This is a genomic window from Dysgonomonas sp. 520 (assembly GCF_010501095.1).
In the GTDB taxonomy this organism is placed as follows: Bacteria; Bacteroidota; Bacteroidia; order Bacteroidales; family Dysgonomonadaceae; genus QVMP01.
This window is the reverse complement of the sequence record NZ_QVMP01000006.1, coordinates 31,458-49,792: the sequence shown is the minus strand read 5'-3', so window position 1 is coordinate 49,792 and position 18,335 is coordinate 31,458. Positions and strand designations below refer to the sequence as shown.

Genomic DNA, 18,335 nt, shown 5'->3' with positions numbered 1-18,335 from the left:
ACTTGACGTCTTTGCTTTTAGATTTATTAAAAGAACACTTGTTTTTATTACTGATTTAGCACAATTACAGATGAATATACAAAAATATAAAACTTTCGACAGAGAGCAAAAATAAAAAGTTAAGATTACTTTTTTTAAGCTGCTCTCTTGCAAAATGTTTATAAAATTACTAATTTTACGGGAATTTGTTTCGCAAAGACACATAAAAATTGCAAATTGCTCCGAGTTCTTAATTATTAAACCTATACTATATATACTAACAGCATGCTTCAAAAAGTAAATGTACAAAATGTAAAGGATATTGTAATACTCTTCTCCGGCGATTCGGGGGATGGTATGCAATTGTCAGGAACAATTTTTTCTAACATATCGGCTATTTTGGGTGATGAGATCGCAACATTTCCCGATTATCCGGCCGAAATCAGGGCTCCACAAGGTTCACTCAGTGGTGTTTCCGGATTTCAGGTACATATAGGGTCTGACATCTACACTCCCGGCGATAAGGTTGATGTGTTGGTGGCTATGAACCCTGCCGCACTGAAGGTCAATGCTCACCGCCTGAAAAAGAACTCGGTCATATTGGCCGACAGCGACTCGTTTGAACAGAAAGACTTGGAAAAGGCATTGTACAAGACCAACGATCCGTTGGCTGAACTTGGCTTAACTGATGTTCAACCTTTGTTTGTACCTATCACTTCGATGACCAAGAAAAGCCTCGAAAACTTCGAAATGAGCGCCAAAGACAAAGACAGGTGTAAAAACATGTTTGCCTTGGGATTGGTATGTTGGTTATTCAATAAAACTCTGGACGCTGCCAATGAAATATTGTCCGATAAATTTTCGAAAAAACCATTATTGGCTCAGGCCAACATAAAAGTGATGGCCGACGGTTTCAATTACGGACAAAACACCGATGCCACAGTATCTACCTATCGCATCGAAACGGCAAATACTGAAAAAGGATTCTACACAGACGTAAACGGCAATACTGCCACAGCGTACGGTTTAATAGCTGCCGCCGAAAAAGCAGGGAAAGAACTGTTTTTAGGCTCATACCCAATTACGCCTGCAACCGATATTTTACAAGAACTGGTAAAACGTAAAGATCTGGGAGTAAAAGCAATCCAGATGGAAGACGAAATTGCGGGGATATGTACGGCAATCGGCGCAAGTTTTGCCGGAAGCCTGGCAGCTACATCAACATCGGGTCCCGGTCTGGCTCTGAAAAGTGAAGCTATCGGACTGGCTGTCATGGCCGAACTTCCGCTTGTTATTATCGACGTTCAGCGGGGAGGCCCATCAACCGGATTGCCAACCAAATCCGAACAAACCGACTTGCGTCAGGCTTTGTACGGAAGAAACGGCGAAAGTCCGCTTGTTGTGATTGCTGCATCAAGTGCTACAAACTGCTTCGATGCCGCTTATTGGGCTTCTAAAATAGCATTGGAGCATATCACTCCCGTAATTCTCTTGACCGATGGCTTCATCGCAAACGGATCATCTGCCTGGAAAATTCCAAATATGGACGAATATCCTGCCATCGTACCTCATAATGTATCTCAATATGAAGGAGAAAGCTGGACTATGGCACAACGAGACAAGACAACAAACGTCAGATATTGGGCCGAAGCCGGAACCGAGGGTTACACTCACCGAATTGGCGGATTGGAAAGGGATTTTGTTACGGGAAGCATTTCTACCGACCCAGTAAACCACCAAAAGATGGTGAACGTTCGCCAAGAAAAAATAGATTATATATCCAACTGTATACCCGATCTTGAAGTGATGGGGGATGAAAATGCCGACCTTTTAATTGTTGGTTGGGGCGGAACATACGGGCATCTTCGCGAAGCTACCGAAAAGATGAATGTCAATGGAAACAATGTTGCTTTCGCTCATTTCCAATTCATAAACCCGCTACCGAAAAACACAAAAGAGGTGTTGCTTAAATATAAGAAAGTTGTTGTGGCAGAACAAAATAACGGACATCTTGCCGGGCATCTGCTTGATAAGATAGATGGTTTGAAATTGACCAAATACAATAAAGTTGAAGGACAACCTTTCTGTGTTGAAGATCTGGTTGAGTACTTTACTGAACAACTTAAAAATTAACAACTTAAACTTAGAAAAAAGAAAACTATCATGGATATATCAAATATAAAAATGGCGGGCGAAAGACAAGCCCGTGATTATAAAAGCGATCAGAATGTGCGTTGGTGTCCGGGATGTGGAGATCATGCCGCATTGAATGTATTGCACAAGGCAATGGCCGAACTAGACCTCAAACCGCACAAAGTTGCTGTGATTTCGGGTATCGGATGTTCGTCTCGACTTCCATATTATATGAATACTTACGGCTTCCATACCATTCATGGGCGTGGCGCAGCCGTAGCAACAGGTGTTAAAGTGGCTAAACCCGAACTTTCGGTATGGTTGGCAACAGGAGACGGAGACTGCCTTGCCATTGGGGGAAATCACTTCATTCATGCCGTAAGACGCAACATAGATATAAACATTCTTCTGCTGAATAATAAAATATACGGCTTGACGAAAGGACAATACTCTCCAACAACAGACAGGGGCACTATAACCAAATCGTCGCCTTACGGCACGGTGGAAGACCCTTTCCGCCCGGTAGAGTTGGCTATGGGAGCCAGAGGTACATTCTTTGCTCGATGCATTGACGTTGACCTGAAAAATGCGACAGATACATTCGTCAAAGCCGCCAAACATAAAGGAGCATCGGTTGTAGAAATACTTCAAAATTGTGTGATCTTTAATGACAACGTTCACAATATAGTTGTGGATAAATCGCTGAGAGATGACAATACGATTCTACTGAAACATGGCGAGAAAATGATCTTCGGCAAAGATAAAAACAAAGGAATTGTTCTTGATGGCTGGAATTTGAAAGTCGTGACAATCGGGGCAGACGGTTACACTCTTGACCACGTTTTAACTCACGACGCTCACGCAACAGACAATACCCTGCACCTGAAACTCGGTTTGATGGCTCCTGAAAATGGCTTCCCTCTTGCATTAGGCGTAATCAGAGATGCCGAAGGTTTGGCTTATGACGCCGAAGTGGAAAGGACTACAAACGAAATGAAAGCAAAAAATCCAAACATGACTTTGAACGATCTTTTGATGAAAGGAAATGTTTGGGAGGTAAAATAATCCGGTTAATATCTATAAAAACCTAAAAAACATGCCAAAACAGGCATGTTTTTTTATTTGCACGACGTTTATTCTATAAATCTCATAAAATATTTCGATAAATCTTTTGAAGGAATAAAAATTCACATTATCTTTGTCGTCGAAATTGCGAAAGTAGCTCAGTTGGTAGAGCACGACCTTGCCAAGGTCGGGGTCGCGGGTTCGAATCCCGTCTTTCGCTCAAATGTGACAATGGTCACATTTTTTTTTTCTCTAAATACACAGATTGCACACGTGGTGGAATTGGTAGACACGCCACTTTGAGGGGGTGGTGAGCGCAAGCTCGTGTGAGTTCGAGTCTCGTCGTGTGCACTAAGTATCAATCTTGAAAGTCGCTTTTATAGCGACTTTTTTCATTCGAGCCGTTAATTTAAACTTCAATAAGAATCAATTAGTTTAACATTCTTGTGCTCACCAATAATTTCCAATATAATTTCGAAATAAGTTTGCCCTGTACCATTTTCCAATTCTGTAAGTTTCTTCTTCACAAAATCGACATTAAATATTGAGGGTTGTTCTAGTTTGCGCTGATAGTATGACTTTGTAAGCTCGTAACCTAAATCTTTTCTGTTTTGCTCAAAATTAGTCCACACCAAATGAACCTCTTCGTCACCATTTATTTCGCCATATCCCCCATAAAACATGTCATTAAGGGCGTCTAGGCTCTGACCTATCTTCCAGTCTTCATCAGCCATAAACACACGGTTTATTTCTTCGTAAAAAGAAGGGATATCATGTATATTATTTCCATTTATGATAATTGTTTTTATCATACTCTAAAACTTCTGCAAGCTATTTTTTGGATGTCACTATCTTTATTACACCCTGCACCCAACAATCTTCACTATTCAATCCGGGAACGAACGAAAACTTCTCGCCGCCATGCTCCATGAAGACTTTGCGGGCTTCGATATCAATATCATAAAGCGACTCTAAATTATCGGCAGGGAATCCGGCTGTCAGAACTACAATCCTCTTTATGCCTTCCTCTGCCAACTCTTTCATTGTCTCTAGCAGATCCGGTTTGAGCCAGTTTTTCCCGATGGAAGAAGAGTAAACGATCCTGTTTTTATTAGGGTCTATATTAAGCTCCTTTGTTACCAGCCTTACCGTTTCCTTTATCTGGTATACATAGTCAAAATCCTTTCCTTTTTTCCACCCGGATTCTACATGCTCCAGAGGAAGACTATGAAAGCTAAATACCAACCGTTCATAATCTTCAGCAACAAACGGCCGTATCCTTTCGGCCAAAGGCTTTATATAACCATACTGATTATAAAATGGCTCTACAATTTTCAATCTGAAAGGGTAATCTCGCTGGAAGAAACATCTTCCAACCTCATCCACCACTGTCTGATAGGATGATTGTGCATACTGCGGAAACATCGGCACAACGACCACTTCGTGCAGTGTTGGGCATTTTTTCATCAGTAGTTCAAACGCCAGAGTTATGCTTGGGTCGCAATAACGCATAGCTATCTCCACAGGCATTTCTGTTTCCTGTTCTATTTTCTCTGCCAGTTTTTGTGTATGATATAACAGAGGAGGTACATTATTTTCTTTATCCCAGATTAGAGAATAATGCGCTGACGAAGCGAACGCCCTGACCGGGGCTATAATTCTTTTTGCCAAAATGGACCTGAACCAATCGGGAACTGAAGACAACAATAACGGATCGGAAAGCATTTTCCCGATAAATTCTTTTACATCATGCCTATGATTACTTCTTGGACTTCCTGTATTTACAATGAGAATCCCTCTCATATCTTATTACTTTCTTAAATAAGAATACAAAGATAGGGCATTTTTGTAAATTAAAAATCTTACAACTGCAAATCCATAATAATAAATGGACAAACACCTATAAGTATGTTTAAAGAGATTGCAATAAACGCAACTGTGGTATATCTCTTCGAAGCCTTGAACGATATATCTTCAGGATTTTCCTTCGTAAACATTACGTTTGTTGTTCCAAAATAATAGAAAATAGCAATGATGGAACTCACAATACCAAACATAACCAAGATAATCTGCCTTGCTTCAAACATTTGGCTGAATACGAACATCTTTGCAAAGAAACCTGCAAATACCGGAATACCTCCAAGAGAAACCATAGCACATGCCATAATTCCTGCCAATGCAGGATGGCGTCTTGCCAGACCGAATATATTCGAGATATTTTCGTTTCCTTTATCCTGACAAACAGCCATGATAACAGCAAATCCCGCAATCGCTGCAAACGAATATGCCGCAGCATAGTATAATGTACTGTTAGCACTTTCGTTGAATGAAAGCAAACCCATCATCATAAATCCTGTATGAGAAATACCTGAATATGCCATCATACGTTTCAGGTTCGACTGTCTCAGTGCCGTAATGTTCGCCACTAGCATTGTTATGATAGAGAATACGATTAATCCTAATTGTACCGTAGGCGTTACAAGCACCGACATGATAGTCAAAAACTTGAACAAGGCAGAAATGGCGGCAACTTTTATAAGCGTACTCATTATTGTCGTAACCAAAGTTGGAGAACCTTCGTACACATCCGGAGCCCAGAAATGGAAAGGTACAACCGATGCTTTAAACAACAACCCTACCAAAACCATAACAAAACCCAAATTTGCCCAAACAGGTAAACTTTCACCTCGAACAGCCAATATTTGTTTGATTGTTTCCACATCGAACGAACCTGTGGCTCCATACAATAAGGCTAAACCGAATAGTATGAAACTGGATGCAAATGCACCCATGATAAAATATTTCATCCCAGCTTCGTTGCTTTTCAGGTTTTTAGGTTCGCTTGCCGCTAAAACATATCCGCAGATTGATAATACCTCGATACCAATAAAAAACATGGCAAAATTGCCAAACGAAACCATTGCTATGGCTCCGGCAAGCATAAAAATCTTGAGTGAAACGTAATCTGCTATTTTGGTCATTTTATCTTCATAAAACTTCGAACTCATCCCTATAATCAAGGCTGTAAGAAGAATGAACAATATTGAAAATGCCTGACTAAAACGGCTTGTTTCCACCATATTGTAATTATCTATTTCGATAAATGGTTCGTTTAGATAAAACTCAGTAGCAGTTGCTCCGAGAATGGCTACTAATCCCAATAATGTTACAGGAACAAGTATTTTTCTTAAATTAATAATCTCTAATATGAGGCACAATATGCCTAAACCTGAAACAGCAACTAGTGTAATCATTATACAATTATCTTATTTTTTTAAGCGATTGTCATTCTGAGTGTAACGAAGAATCTATGTCAAAAATGCTTCTTACCATCGGCATGACAAACAATCCTTTATCTGTTTATATAAACCAAAATTTCCTGTAATGCCGGTGTAACAATTTCTACTATCGGTTTCGAGTAGATACCGAAGAATAAAACAACAGCAATCAATATGATGAAAATAAACCCTTCATTGAGAGTCAAATCTTTAAATGCGCCTTTAAACGTCCACTCACCCAACATCACCTGCTGATACATCCTCAACATAAAGAACGCTCCCAGAAACATGGATGTGCCGATGAAAATCACATACCAGATATTCACCTGATACAGGCCATACATGATAGTAAACTCACCCGTGAAGTTGAACGATAGCGGAATAGCTATCGAAGCCAAAACCATCAACAAGAATGCGATTGTGAATTTCGGTGCCACTCCTTTTATGCCTCCCATTTCGGGTATCTGTGTCGTATTCATTCTTCTATGAATAATTTCGGCAGAAAGGAACAGTCCAACAATACCAAATCCGTGAGCCAGTATAAGTATTACGGCTCCCAATAGTCCGTCAAAAGTAAGGGCGTATGTTCCGGCTGCGATAAATCCGACATGAGACAGAGAAGCATAAGCAAAAAACCGCTTCAGATTGCTCTGCCTTAGGGCTATTATCGCACCATAAATCACACCGATGATACACAAAACAAGTATTATCCCTTGAAATTTATGCAGTGCATAAGGTGCTATCGGCAATTGCCAACGGATAACGCTGTACAACCCCATCTTCGACATCAATGCGCCCAACAACAAGGTTCCGATTAGCGGAGCACGTTGATACACATTGGCTTGCCACGAGTGGAAAGGGAAAATAGGAATCTTGATGGCAAAAGCAAAGAAAAATCCGAGGAATACCCATATCTGTTCGGTCGTATTCAGATCGGCATTGTAGAAATCCATCAACTGGAAACTACCTGTTTTAGAATACATATAGATGATCGCAGCCATCATAAACAGTGACCCGGCAAATGTATAGATGAAGAAAGTCATCGCTGCCTGACGACGCTTCGACTTGTCTCCGTTACCCCACATCACTATGATGAAATAGATAGGGATAAGCGACGCTTCCCAAAACACATAATAAAGAAGCGCATCGCTGCTCAAAAACACACCGGTCATAGCAAATGACATAAACATAACCAAACTATAAAGCAATTTCTCGAATGGTACTTTATGAGGCAATGTTGTCAGGATAATAACAGGCAACAATATCGAGTTGAGAAGAATCATCAACAACGACAATCCGTCCAATTTCAACGAAAAATTAAGATTGGGCGATGCCACCCATTGTATCGAATATTCTGCGCCCGTGGTATGATACTGAAGCAACAGGAATAAAGAGTAAGCTGCCGTCAGGATGCTGAAAGACAATGCTACCCTCGAAGCATACTTATCTCCCGAAAAGAATGTAACAAATGTTCCTGCCAACAGAATGATTAGTATAATAGCGATATCCATTTTCTTTTTCTAAATTATATAAGGAGTAAACAAAAAACTACCGAGCAAAAGCCTATAACAAACACAAAGAGATAAAATCCTACGCTTCCGTTATGCAAGGCCTTGGTATATACCGATAAAATAGCAATACCTTTACCAAAAGCCAATACGGATGCAGCTACGATTTTTTCCACCACATTCTTGAAAAAATCTGCCATTGCATAGATAGGCTTTATGAAAACAGTATTGTATATCTCGTCAATATAATATTTGTTGTAAAGGACTTTAGCAAAGCCTCCAATCTTATCGTCTTCTTGTGGCACTGCCGATTTTGATATGTATTTAGAATATGCCAAACCGAAACCGATCAGTGCGATAGCGGTGGAAACTCCCATCAATATCCAACCTGTTGAATCAAGGCTGTGATGTTCTACACCTTGCAAGTTAAGAATAACAGGTTGCAGATAGCCGTTCAGCCAATTGAAGCCGAAAGGAAGACTGATCAAGCCTCCAACTGTTGCTAATATCGCAAGAACGATCAGAGGCATAGTCATCGACTTGGGCGACTCGTGCAAGTGGTGTTTCTGTTCTGCCGTTCCCCTGAAATCTTTATAGAATGTGAGGAACAACACCCTGAACATATAAAAGGCCGTTAACAAGGATGCCAGTGCAGCTATCGCCCACAGAATCTTGTTGTGTTCGAATGCCGCCAGCATTATTTCATCTTTCGAGAAAAATCCTGCGAAAGGAGGTATTCCCGATATTGACAAGGTGGAAATGAGGAAAGTAACAAAAGTTACGCCCATCACTTTTTTCAATCCTCCCATGCGACGCATATCCTGTTCTCCGCCCATAGCATGTATCACCGAACCCGAACCAAGGAACAGGCAGGCTTTAAAAAACGCGTGCGTGATAACGTGGAAAACTGCCACATGATAGGCTCCAAATCCCAGAGCCATAAACATCAATCCAAGTTGAGAAACAGTGGAATAAGCCAGAACTTTCTTTATATCTGTCTGTGCAATACCGATTGACGCTGCAAACAGTGCTGTAACCGCACCTACGATGGCTATGAAAGTCTGAACATCGGGTATCAGGTCGAAAAGGAAACTCATACGAGTTACCATAAAAATCCCTGCCGTAACCATCGTAGCGGCATGAATCAATGCCGAAACAGGTGTCGGACCTGCCATCGCATCGGGCAACCATGTATAGAGCGGAATCTGAGCACTTTTACCCATTGCACCAACAAAAAGGCACAATGCTGCTACTCCTAACAACTTTTTATCTATACCATAAATATCGGAAAGTTCGAACGACATAGCTCTGAAATCAACCGTTCCTAATAGATAAGCCAATATAAACAAACCTACAAGAAATCCTAAGTCTCCTATACGGTTCATTATGAATGCCTTTTTAGCAGCATCGTTATACGATTGGTTCTTGTACCAGAACCCTATCAGAAGATAAGAACAAAGACCTACACCTTCCCATCCGATGAACATGATACCGAGGTTTCCTGCCGTAACAAGAAGTATCATGAAAAAGATGAATAGATTGAGATATGAGAAAAAACGGTCTACATTCTCATCGTCTTTCATATATCCTGTCGAATAGACATGTATCAGCGCGCCTATTCCCGTTACAACCAACAGCCAAAGCAGTGAGAGCTGATCTAGTACAAGATCGAACCCGATACTAAACTCTCCGAAAGTAACCCAATCAAACAAGCGTACTTCAACAGGTGCGTTAGTTGATAGTATCTGAATAAAATAAAATAACGATATGGCAAAACTCGCACTAACGGCAGTTGTAGCAATGATACCGGGCAATGTTCTGCCCATTTTCTTTCCTGCAAGCAGGTTTATTAAAAATCCTGTAAAAGGACAAATCAAAAGTAATAATACAAAAACTGTTTCCATCCGAAATTATCCTTTCAAGTTTTTAAGTTTTTCTATATCAATCGAGCCGATATTTCTGAATATCGCCACCAATATGGCTAACCCTACCGCTACCTCTGCCGCAGCCACTGCCATAGAGAATACGACAAATACTTGTCCGCTAGCATCTTGATGATACACGGAAAATACCGCAAGCAACATGTTTGCCGAAGCAAGCATCAACTCTACCGACATCAGCATCACAATGGCACTGCGCCTGAACAAAATACCCAATACACCCACACAAAACAGCAATACCGAAAGGTAGATGTAGTTATTAATTCCTATTTCCTGTAATATATTCGACATATCTTATGCTTTTTTTTCTCTTTTAGACACCAACACTGCGCCAACCATTGAGGCAATAAGCAGAATGGATGCAAATTCAAACGGAACAAGGTATTCGTTCAGAAGAACTTGTCCGATCACTTTCACCGATGCAAAATCAATATTTTCTGCCCTGTAAGTATCTATAACTGTATTAGACTTGAGAAGTACAGCCAAAAGAACAAATGCAGTCAGGCAGGTAGATATAACGGCTGCTATGCGGCTTGCCACCTTCTTTTTGGGTGCATGATCTTCGTTCAGGTTCATCAACATGAGGGTAAACAGCAACAATATCATAACCGCTCCTGTATAAACAATGATATGAACCACAGACAAAAACAATGCGTTGAGCATCAAGAAATGCCCTGCTATGGAAAAGAAGCAAACGATCATATACACAGCACTATGTACCGGATGTTTCGACAATACGGTCAAAATTGCAGTACCGAGTGTAACCGTAGCCAGAATGTAAAAAATTATCGTAATCATATATTTTTAATTTTTCATTCTTAATTTTTAATTTACAACCAGTTTATCTTTTCCATAGATAAAACTTTCCCTATCCATACCTACCTTAACCATTTCTTGCGATTTAGTCAGGAATATGGCTTCCTTGGGACAGGCATCCTCGCACAATCCGCAGAAAATGCAGCGAAGCATATTTATTTCGTAAACAGCAGCGTATTTTTCTTCACGATAAAGATGCTCTTCACCTTTCTTTCGCTCGGCAGCTGTCATGGTTATTGCTTCGGCAGGACAAGCCAATGCGCAAAGCCCGCACGCAGTACAACGCTCCCTACCCTCTTGGTCACGCATTAAAACATGCTGACCTCTATATACGGGACTGAATTCGCGTTTCTGTTCTGGATATTGCACCGTAATTTTCTTTTTGAAAAAGTGCCTTATTGTTATCATCATCCCTTTCAGGATGGCAATGAAATAAATGCTTTCCAAAAAACTCATTTTTTTCCGGGAGGCTTCTACTTTTTTGCCCGAGAGGGATATATTTTTTATTGACATAATTCTATTTAGTTACAAGTTACAAGTTTTGTCGCTTTGAGCCATTCTCCATTTTTCATTCTTAATTCTTCATTATAAGAATGACAACTCCTACAATGAATATATTTATCAGAGCCAGAGGGAATAACATCTTCCATCCAAGACGCATCAACTGGTCGTATCTGAATCGTGGAATTGTCCAGCGAATCCACATATAGAAGAACACAAAGAATGTTGTCTTGGCAAGAATGGACCCGACAGCCAACAGATTGGCAATATTCACACCCCAGTTTTCGCTGACCCAATCCATTCCCGGATAATTATATCCACCGAAAAACAGTACCGAAATGAGAGCCGAAGAGAAAAACATGGATACATATTCCGAAAACATATAGAATGCCATCTTCATAGACGAAAATTCTGTGTGGTGGCCGTTCACCAATTCCGATTCACATTCTGCCAAGTCGAACGGTGTACGGTTACACTCGGCAAACGAGCAAACCAGGAATATGAGGAAAGTCAACGGTTGTACAAATACGTTCCAAGCCATTCCGCTTTGTTGCTCTGTAATTTCACGAAGACTGAGCGAGCCTGTCATCATCACCAGAGCTATCAAGGCTAATCCCATCGCAATTTCGTAAGATATCATTTGTGCTCCTGCTCGGATAGAACCGATTAACGAGTATTTATTACCCGATGCCCAGCCTCCAAGCACTATTCCGTAAACGCCTGTGGAAAGAACTGCCACAACGTAAAGCAAAGCCACGTTCACATCTGCCACTTGCGGCACAAAATGGTAACCGAATACGACAAACTCTTTTGCCCAGGGAATTACGGCAGAACCCAGCAATGAAACAATCATTGCCACGGATGGCCCTAACGCAAACAGTATCTTGTTGGAAGACGCCGGCATAAATTCTTCTTTCGAGAAAAGTTTTGCCCCATCGCAAACAGGCTGCAACAATCCGAATATTCCGGCACGATTGGGTCCGTAGCGATCTTGAATGAAGCCTGCAACCTTACGTTCTGCCCATGTTTCGTACATGGCAAAAACCAAAGTGACAGTGAAAACAATCACTATAAGAATAAGCTTTTCCAATAAAAATATATAATCCATAATTTTTAAATTAAAAATGAAGAATGAAAAGTGAAAAATTATAATTCAAAACTTATCACCATCAATTATTCTCCTTTTACCTCGTTTATAGCATTCAGCTCGTCCTCATCGTACGGCGAACTTTTCATACTTATTTTCTTCTCGTCCTGCTTACGTCCTTCCAAGGTGAGGTCGTCAACTTCTATTTTCACTTTTTTCAACGGACGTGTATAGTTATTTGCATTGATGACAGAGAATTTTTCGAACTTGCGAGGCCCTTCTATCACCCAATCCTCAACATTTTCTTTATGCTCGAAACGACATTCGTTACAAATAAAATCTTCCACTTCGTGATATTCGTCTTTACGCGCAGTCACACGCTGAATTGTATCGCCAAACATCCACAAAACCACCTTTCCCGAACATTTAGGACAATCACGATGCGCATTGAACGGTTTGTTGAACCAAACGCGTGACTTGAAACGGAAGGTCTTATCTGTTAAAGCACCAACAGGACAAACATCAATCACATTACCCGAAAAATCGTTGTCGATAGCACGTGAAACGTATGTCGATATCTGTGCGTGGTCGCCACGGCAAATCACACCATGAACACGCTCCTGAGTAAGTTGATCGGCCAGTTTCACACAACGGTAGCAAAGTATACACCTGTTCATGTGCAATTGTATGTATGGACCGATATCTTCCGGTTCGAATGTGCGTTTCTGTTCTTTAAAACGAGACTTGTAGTTTTCATTGCCATAAGCCAGGTTTTGCAAATCACATTCACCGGCCTGGTCGCACACGGGGCAATCGAGCGGATGATTAATCAACAAAAACTCAGACACGGAACGGCGAGCTTTTAAGGCTCTCTCGGAAGTTGCGCTTTTCACCTCCATACCATCCTGAACAGCCGTAACACACGATGGCTGCAACTTTGGCATCGGGCGAGGGTCTTTCTCACTGCCTTTTGTTACCTCAACCAGACAGCAACGGCATTTTCCGCCGCAATCGTCCAATTTCGAATAATAACACATGGTAGGGGGAACGCTCGGTCCACCAATCATGCGCGCAGCCTGAAGGATGGTTGTTCCCGGATCTACCTCAATTATATGTCCATCTATATTAATTTTCATATTTCCAAGCAATTATTTTAATAGATGCCTTACTTTTTCCATCGGTTCACTAACAAAGTGATCCCTGTTTTTTATCTTTTGGGGGAAACGAACGTGATACTCAAATTCTTCACGAAAATGACGGATCGCAGCAGCTACAGGCCAAGCGGCAGCATCACCCAGAGGGCAAATCGTATTTCCGTCTATCTGACTTTGTATATCCCACAGCAGATCTATGTCGTCCATTGTTCCCATACCATTTTCTATGCGGTAAAGAATTTTCTCCATCCAGCCTGTACCCTCACGGCAAGGGCTACATTGCCCACAACTTTCGTGATGATAGAAACGTGTAAAATTCCACGTATTGCGCACAATGCAAGCAGTGTCGTTGTATACGATAAATCCACCCGAACCAAGCGAAGAACCTGTCACAAACCCTCCGTCGGCCAGCGACTCGTAAGTCATCAGGCGATCTTCTCCGTTTGCTGTTTTAAATATGTAGTGAACAGGCAAGATTGGAACGGAAGAACCTCCCGGCACCAATGCCTTCAACGGACGGTCGTCCATCATTCCACCGCAATATTCGTCCGAGTTCATAAACTCGTCTACTGTCATGCCCAATTCTATCTCATATACACCGGGATTCTTGATATGACCCGAAGCCGAAATTAATTTCGTTCCTGTTGAGCGTCCTACACCTATTTTAGCGTATTCCTCGCCACTATTATTTATAATCCACGGAACAGTAGAGATAGATTCAACGTTATTAACCACAGTTGGTTCTGCCCACAAACCACTAACCGCAGGAAAAGGTGGTTTCATACGAGGATTCCCTCTTTTTCCTTCGAGCGATTCTATCAAGGCTGTTTCCTCTCCGCACACATAAGCACCTGCACCGCAATGCACATGCAAATCAAGATTATACCCTGTGCCTAAGATATTTTTTCCAAGCCAACCGTTTGCATAAGCCTCTTTGATGGCTTTTTCCAGAATATTGTATACCCACATATATTCTCCACGAATGTAGATATACGAAAGGTTTGCCTCCAATGCAAAGCTGGATATTATAGCACCTTCGATCAGAAGATGAGGAATGTGCTCCATCAGGTAGCGGTCTTTGAATGTACCCGGTTCCGATTCGTCGGCATTTACAACCAGATGCCGAGGCTTTCCCGATTTTTTGTCGATAAAGCTCCACTTCATCCCCATAGGGAAACCGGCTCCCCCACGTCCTCTCATTCCCGAAGTTTTCACCTGCTCGGTAATCTCGTCGGGAGTCATCGACTTCAACGCTTTCTCAACAGCCGTGTAACCGCCATTTTTGCGATAGACTTCGTAATCCTTTATTCCGGGAATATTTATATTTTCCAATAATATCTTTCTGCCCATCGCCTTATCTCAAATTTATTTTACCTTGTCTGCAATCTTCAATCAAGGCGTCTATTTTTTCTTTAGTCATATGCTCGTGATAAAAATCGCCCAATTGCAACATAGGCGCATAACCACAAGCGCCCAAGCACTCTACACCAACCACGCTGAACATGCCATCGGTGGTAGTTTCTCCGGGTTTAACTCCCAATTTTTCACAAGTATAGTCCATCAATTCTTCACCACTACGTAGTGCGCAGCATGAAGTTTGACAAAACTCAAGCATATATTTTCCTACCGGTTTTTCGTTGAACATGGTGTAGAATGTCACCACTTCGTAAACCTCTATCGGCTTGATATCCAATATTTCGGCAACCTTGTTCATCAGTCCCACGCTCAACCAGTTATCATGCGCATCCTGTACTTCGTGAAGAACCGGAATCAGAGCCGATTTCTTCTTGCCTTCGGGATAATGGCTAACCAGTTCATTGATGCGAGCCATCAATTGGTCGGTTATGTTTATTTCTTGTGTATATTCTCGTTGTTCCATTGTCTTAAGCATCTAATTCACCCGCAATAACGTTTATACTGGAAAGTGTTGCCACTGCATCCGAAAACATTCCTCCTTTTATCAATTCGGGAAATGCCTGATAATATACGAAGCAGGGTCTTCTGAAGTGTAACCTGAACGGTGTACGTGATCCATCAGTTATGAGGTACATACCCAATTCTCCATTAGCTGCCTCAACCGAATGATAAACCTCTGCCACAGGAACCGGAATTTCGCCCATAACAATCTTGAAATGGTTTATCAATTCTTCCATGCTTGTATATACTTTTTCTTTCGGAGGGAGGTAATAGTCAGGAACATCGGCATGATAAGAACCTTGGGGCAGGTTTTCCCTTGCCTGACGGATTATCTTGATACTTTCCTTCACTTCTCCGCAACGTACGCAAAAACGGTCGTAAGTGTCACCACCACTTCCCACGGGAATGTTAAAATCAAAATCATCGTAAGAACTGTAAGGCTGAGCGATACGAATATCGTAGTCTATCCCCGTTGCTCGAAGATTTGGTCCTGTGAATCCGTAATTCATCGCTTTTTCGGCAGAGATAGCTCCCACGCCGATGGTACGATCCATAAAGATACGGTTGCGCAGATAAGCCGTCTCCAATTCGTTCCACGCTTTCGGAAAACCTTCCAGAAACTCGTCCAGCTTACGCCATGCTGCCTCACTCCAATCTCTTTCGAAACCACCGATGCGCCCCATATTCGTAGTCATACGGGCTCCGCAGATTTCTTCATATATTTCGTATGCCAATTCCCTGTATTTCATCACATAAAGGAATGGTGAATACGCTCCCAGGTCTACTCCCAAAATCCCGTTGCAAATAAGATGGTCGGTAATACGAGCCAATTCCATCACAATGACACGCATATATTGCGCACGCTTCGGAACTTCAACACCCAGAGCCTTTTCCACGGTCATCCACCAACACATATTGTTTATCGGCGAAGAGCAATAGTTTAAGCGGTCGGTCAATGGTGTTATCTGGTAGAAAGTCCGGTTTTCGGCAATCTTTTCAAATGCACGATGGATGTAGCCGATAGTGGTATCGGCATCCAGAATACGTTCGCCATCCATCAACAGGATATTCTGAAAAACACCATGTGTTGAAGGGTGCGTAGGGCCGAAATTCAGGACCGACAGTTCGCGTCCGTCTTCGAAAGTCTGCTCACTTACAATTTTAGCGAAACGATGTTCTTTGTCTATGAATTGATCTGACATTTTCTGTCTTTACTTAGGTTGATAGTTATTTGTTGTTCTTCCGAAAAAACGGTCATCTTTGTCGCTTCGTCCCGAGTCTTCCATAGGATATTCTTTCCGCATAGGGAAAACAACCATGTGATTGTCGTTCAGAATACGTTTCATATTGGGGTGTCCTGTGAAAACAATTCCGTAGAAATCGTAAGTCTCACGCTCCATCCAATTGGCAGATGCGAAGATGTCCGACACTGTTGCTATTTCAACTTTGTCTGCATCTATGTACGACTTGATACGCACACGCACATTATCTATCCAATTGTGAAGAAGATAGACAACTGCAAACTGAAATTCCTTGTCATTGTCGGGATAGTGAACACCGCACAAATCTGTCAGAAAGTTGAAGCGTAAAACCTCGTCCTCTTTCATGTAGCGTATCACTTCTTTTGCTATTTCCGGCGCAGCTTCGAATGTCAGGATATCATATTCCATCCTGAAATCGGAAACCCGGTCGGCAAACTTTTCAATTATCCTGTTTTGAATATCTGTTGTTTCCAGTGCCATTATTCAAACTTATATGATTTGAGAAGTTCTTCGTATCTTTCAGAACCTCTGCGATGTATAGATTCGCTTTTAACAATTTCCTGCAATTGCATCACCCCCTCCAAAATTTGTTCGGGACGAGGCGGGCAACCCGGAACGTAAACATCAACCGGAATCACCTTATCAATGCCTTGCAACACAGAATAAGTATCGAAAATTCCGCCCGACGAGGCACATGCACCCACAGCAATCACCCATTTTGGCTCGGCCATTTGCTCATATACGTGACGCAATACGGGTACCATTTTCTTGGCTATGGTTCCCATCACCATCAACATATCGGCCTGACGTGGCGAAAAACTGTTTCTTTCGGCTCCAAAACGCCCCATGTCGTAAGTTGATGCCATAGTTGCCATAAACTCGATGCCACAACACGACGTAGCGAAAGGCAGTGGCCAAAGCGAATTGGCTCTGGCCAAGCCTATCAGGTAATCAAATTTAGTGGCAAAAAACCCTTGTCCCGAATATCCTTCGGGAGCAGGAGCTATTCTTATATTTGATGTTTTACTCATTTTTTTTATTAGTTACAAGTTACAGGCAAACGAACTGACAAGTTGTTGTCGCTTCGCTTCACAAATCACTTTTCCCACTCAAGAGCTTTGCGTTTCACTATATAAAGGTATCCTATGAACAACAGGCCTATGAATCCGCCCATTTTCAAGAAACCGCTAATTCCTAATTCACTGAAATTTATTGCCCAGGGATACATGAAAATGATCTCGATATCGAAAAGGACAAAGAGGATAGCTACCAAGAAATACTTAATGGCAAAAGGCGAACGGGCATTTCCTATCGAATCCAGTCCGCACTCAAAATTCACGTTTTTTCCTTTTGCCCGACGGCTCGGACCTAAAAAAGTGGATACGATAATCACAAATAACACAAACACAGTAGAAAATGCTATTTGTATCAAAATGGGAACGAAATCAAACAATGTGGATTCCATAAATCAATCTTTAAATACCTTTAAAATATAAAAATGCTATAATTTGCGGCAAATATACTACTTAGACTTACATATATCCAAAAATATAGCAATAAAAATATCAATATGTCACAAATGACAGCCAAAGACTTCAATAAAGTAATATTTTGCCACTTCCAGATGACAATTATTATGTTAATTGATATTTACATATATTAAACACATATTTTCTATCAAAACGCCAACAATAC

Annotated in this window: 18 protein-coding genes and 2 tRNA genes; 4 read left to right on the top strand and 16 right to left on the bottom strand. The window is 41.5% G+C overall.

Going from position 1 to position 18,335, the window contains the following annotated elements:
* Positions 1 to 264 precede the first annotated feature (264 nt).
* From D0T56_RS04550 to D0T56_RS04535, 4 genes are all read left to right on the top strand, one after another.
* Positions 265 to 2,112, top strand: a complete 1,848-nt coding sequence (locus D0T56_RS04550) for a 2-oxoacid:acceptor oxidoreductase subunit alpha (protein ID WP_163318952.1) — start codon at positions 265 to 267, stop codon at positions 2,110 to 2,112.
* A gap of 30 nt (positions 2,113 to 2,142) precedes the next feature.
* Positions 2,143 to 3,177 carry a 2-oxoacid:ferredoxin oxidoreductase subunit beta gene (locus tag D0T56_RS04545; protein WP_370458785.1) on the top strand — a complete coding sequence of 345 codons (1,035 nt, stop codon included), beginning with the start codon at positions 2,143 to 2,145 and terminating at the stop codon, positions 3,175 to 3,177.
* Between the two features lie 147 nt (positions 3,178 to 3,324).
* Positions 3,325 to 3,397: transfer RNA gene (locus D0T56_RS04540), tRNA-Gly, on the top strand.
* 47 nt (positions 3,398 to 3,444) lie between these two features.
* Positions 3,445 to 3,528: transfer RNA gene (locus tag D0T56_RS04535), tRNA-Leu, on the top strand.
* A 65-nt stretch (positions 3,529 to 3,593) separates the two neighbouring features.
* Here the strand turns inward: D0T56_RS04535 and D0T56_RS04530 are convergent.
* From D0T56_RS04530 to D0T56_RS04455, 16 genes are all read right to left on the bottom strand, one after another.
* Positions 3,594 to 3,989 carry a barstar family protein gene (locus tag D0T56_RS04530; RefSeq protein WP_163318951.1) on the bottom strand — a complete coding sequence of 132 codons (396 nt, stop codon included), beginning with the start codon at positions 3,987 to 3,989 and terminating at the stop codon, positions 3,594 to 3,596.
* Between the two features lie 19 nt (positions 3,990 to 4,008).
* Positions 4,009 to 4,980, bottom strand: a complete 972-nt coding sequence (gene hemH, locus D0T56_RS04525; RefSeq protein ID WP_163318950.1) for a ferrochelatase — start codon at positions 4,978 to 4,980, stop codon at positions 4,009 to 4,011.
* Between the two features lie 59 nt (positions 4,981 to 5,039).
* Entirely contained in the window at positions 5,040 to 6,431 is a 1,392-nt protein-coding gene (locus D0T56_RS04520) for an NADH-quinone oxidoreductase subunit N (RefSeq protein ID WP_163318949.1), read from the bottom strand.
* 98 nt (positions 6,432 to 6,529) lie between these two features.
* Positions 6,530 to 7,966 carry a NuoM family protein gene (locus D0T56_RS04515; RefSeq protein ID WP_163318948.1) on the bottom strand — a complete coding sequence of 479 codons (1,437 nt, stop codon included), beginning with the start codon at positions 7,964 to 7,966 and terminating at the stop codon, positions 6,530 to 6,532.
* 14 nt (positions 7,967 to 7,980) lie between these two features.
* Entirely contained in the window at positions 7,981 to 9,867 is a 1,887-nt protein-coding gene (gene nuoL / locus D0T56_RS04510; protein WP_163318947.1) for an NADH-quinone oxidoreductase subunit L, read from the bottom strand.
* A 6-nt stretch (positions 9,868 to 9,873) separates the two neighbouring features.
* Positions 9,874 to 10,194 (bottom strand): NADH-quinone oxidoreductase subunit NuoK, encoded by a 321-nt coding sequence (nuoK, locus tag D0T56_RS04505; RefSeq protein ID WP_163318946.1) that lies wholly within the window; start codon positions 10,192 to 10,194, stop codon positions 9,874 to 9,876.
* 3 nt (positions 10,195 to 10,197) lie between these two features.
* Positions 10,198 to 10,701 carry an NADH-quinone oxidoreductase subunit J gene (locus tag D0T56_RS04500; RefSeq protein ID WP_163318945.1) on the bottom strand — a complete coding sequence of 168 codons (504 nt, stop codon included), beginning with the start codon at positions 10,699 to 10,701 and terminating at the stop codon, positions 10,198 to 10,200.
* A 27-nt stretch (positions 10,702 to 10,728) separates the two neighbouring features.
* Complete coding sequence (locus tag D0T56_RS04495; protein WP_163318944.1) at positions 10,729 to 11,232, bottom strand: NADH-quinone oxidoreductase subunit I; 504 nt, start codon at positions 11,230 to 11,232, stop codon at positions 10,729 to 10,731.
* A gap of 61 nt (positions 11,233 to 11,293) precedes the next feature.
* On the bottom strand, positions 11,294 to 12,328 hold the full coding sequence (nuoH, locus tag D0T56_RS04490) for an NADH-quinone oxidoreductase subunit NuoH (RefSeq protein WP_163318943.1): 1,035 nt from the start codon (positions 12,326 to 12,328) through the stop codon (positions 11,294 to 11,296).
* Between the two features lie 65 nt (positions 12,329 to 12,393).
* Positions 12,394 to 13,443: a 2Fe-2S iron-sulfur cluster-binding protein gene (locus tag D0T56_RS04485; protein ID WP_163318942.1), complete on the bottom strand. Its 1,050-nt coding sequence runs from the start codon at positions 13,441 to 13,443 to the stop codon at positions 12,394 to 12,396.
* A 12-nt stretch (positions 13,444 to 13,455) separates the two neighbouring features.
* Positions 13,456 to 14,811: an NADH-quinone oxidoreductase subunit NuoF gene (gene nuoF, locus D0T56_RS04480; RefSeq protein ID WP_163318941.1), complete on the bottom strand. Its 1,356-nt coding sequence runs from the start codon at positions 14,809 to 14,811 to the stop codon at positions 13,456 to 13,458.
* Positions 14,812 to 14,815: 4 nt separating this feature from the next.
* The gene (nuoE, locus tag D0T56_RS04475; RefSeq protein ID WP_163318940.1) at positions 14,816 to 15,340 is read right to left on the bottom strand and encodes an NAD(P)H-dependent oxidoreductase subunit E; all 525 of its coding nucleotides are present in this window, start codon (positions 15,338 to 15,340) and stop codon (positions 14,816 to 14,818) included.
* 4 nt (positions 15,341 to 15,344) lie between these two features.
* Entirely contained in the window at positions 15,345 to 16,580 is a 1,236-nt protein-coding gene (gene nuoD / locus D0T56_RS04470) for an NADH dehydrogenase (quinone) subunit D (protein ID WP_163318939.1), read from the bottom strand.
* Positions 16,581 to 16,589: 9 nt separating this feature from the next.
* Positions 16,590 to 17,120 carry an NADH-quinone oxidoreductase subunit C gene (locus tag D0T56_RS04465; protein ID WP_163318938.1) on the bottom strand — a complete coding sequence of 177 codons (531 nt, stop codon included), beginning with the start codon at positions 17,118 to 17,120 and terminating at the stop codon, positions 16,590 to 16,592.
* Positions 17,120 to 17,671, bottom strand: coding sequence for an NADH-quinone oxidoreductase subunit B (locus tag D0T56_RS04460; RefSeq protein ID WP_163318937.1), 552 nt, complete (start codon positions 17,669 to 17,671; stop codon positions 17,120 to 17,122). Before D0T56_RS04460 ends, D0T56_RS04465 begins: the two co-directional genes overlap by 1 nt.
* 65 nt (positions 17,672 to 17,736) lie before the next feature.
* Positions 17,737 to 18,105, bottom strand: a complete 369-nt coding sequence (locus D0T56_RS04455) for an NADH-quinone oxidoreductase subunit A (RefSeq protein ID WP_163318936.1) — start codon at positions 18,103 to 18,105, stop codon at positions 17,737 to 17,739.
* Positions 18,106 to 18,335: the final 230 nt, after the last annotated feature.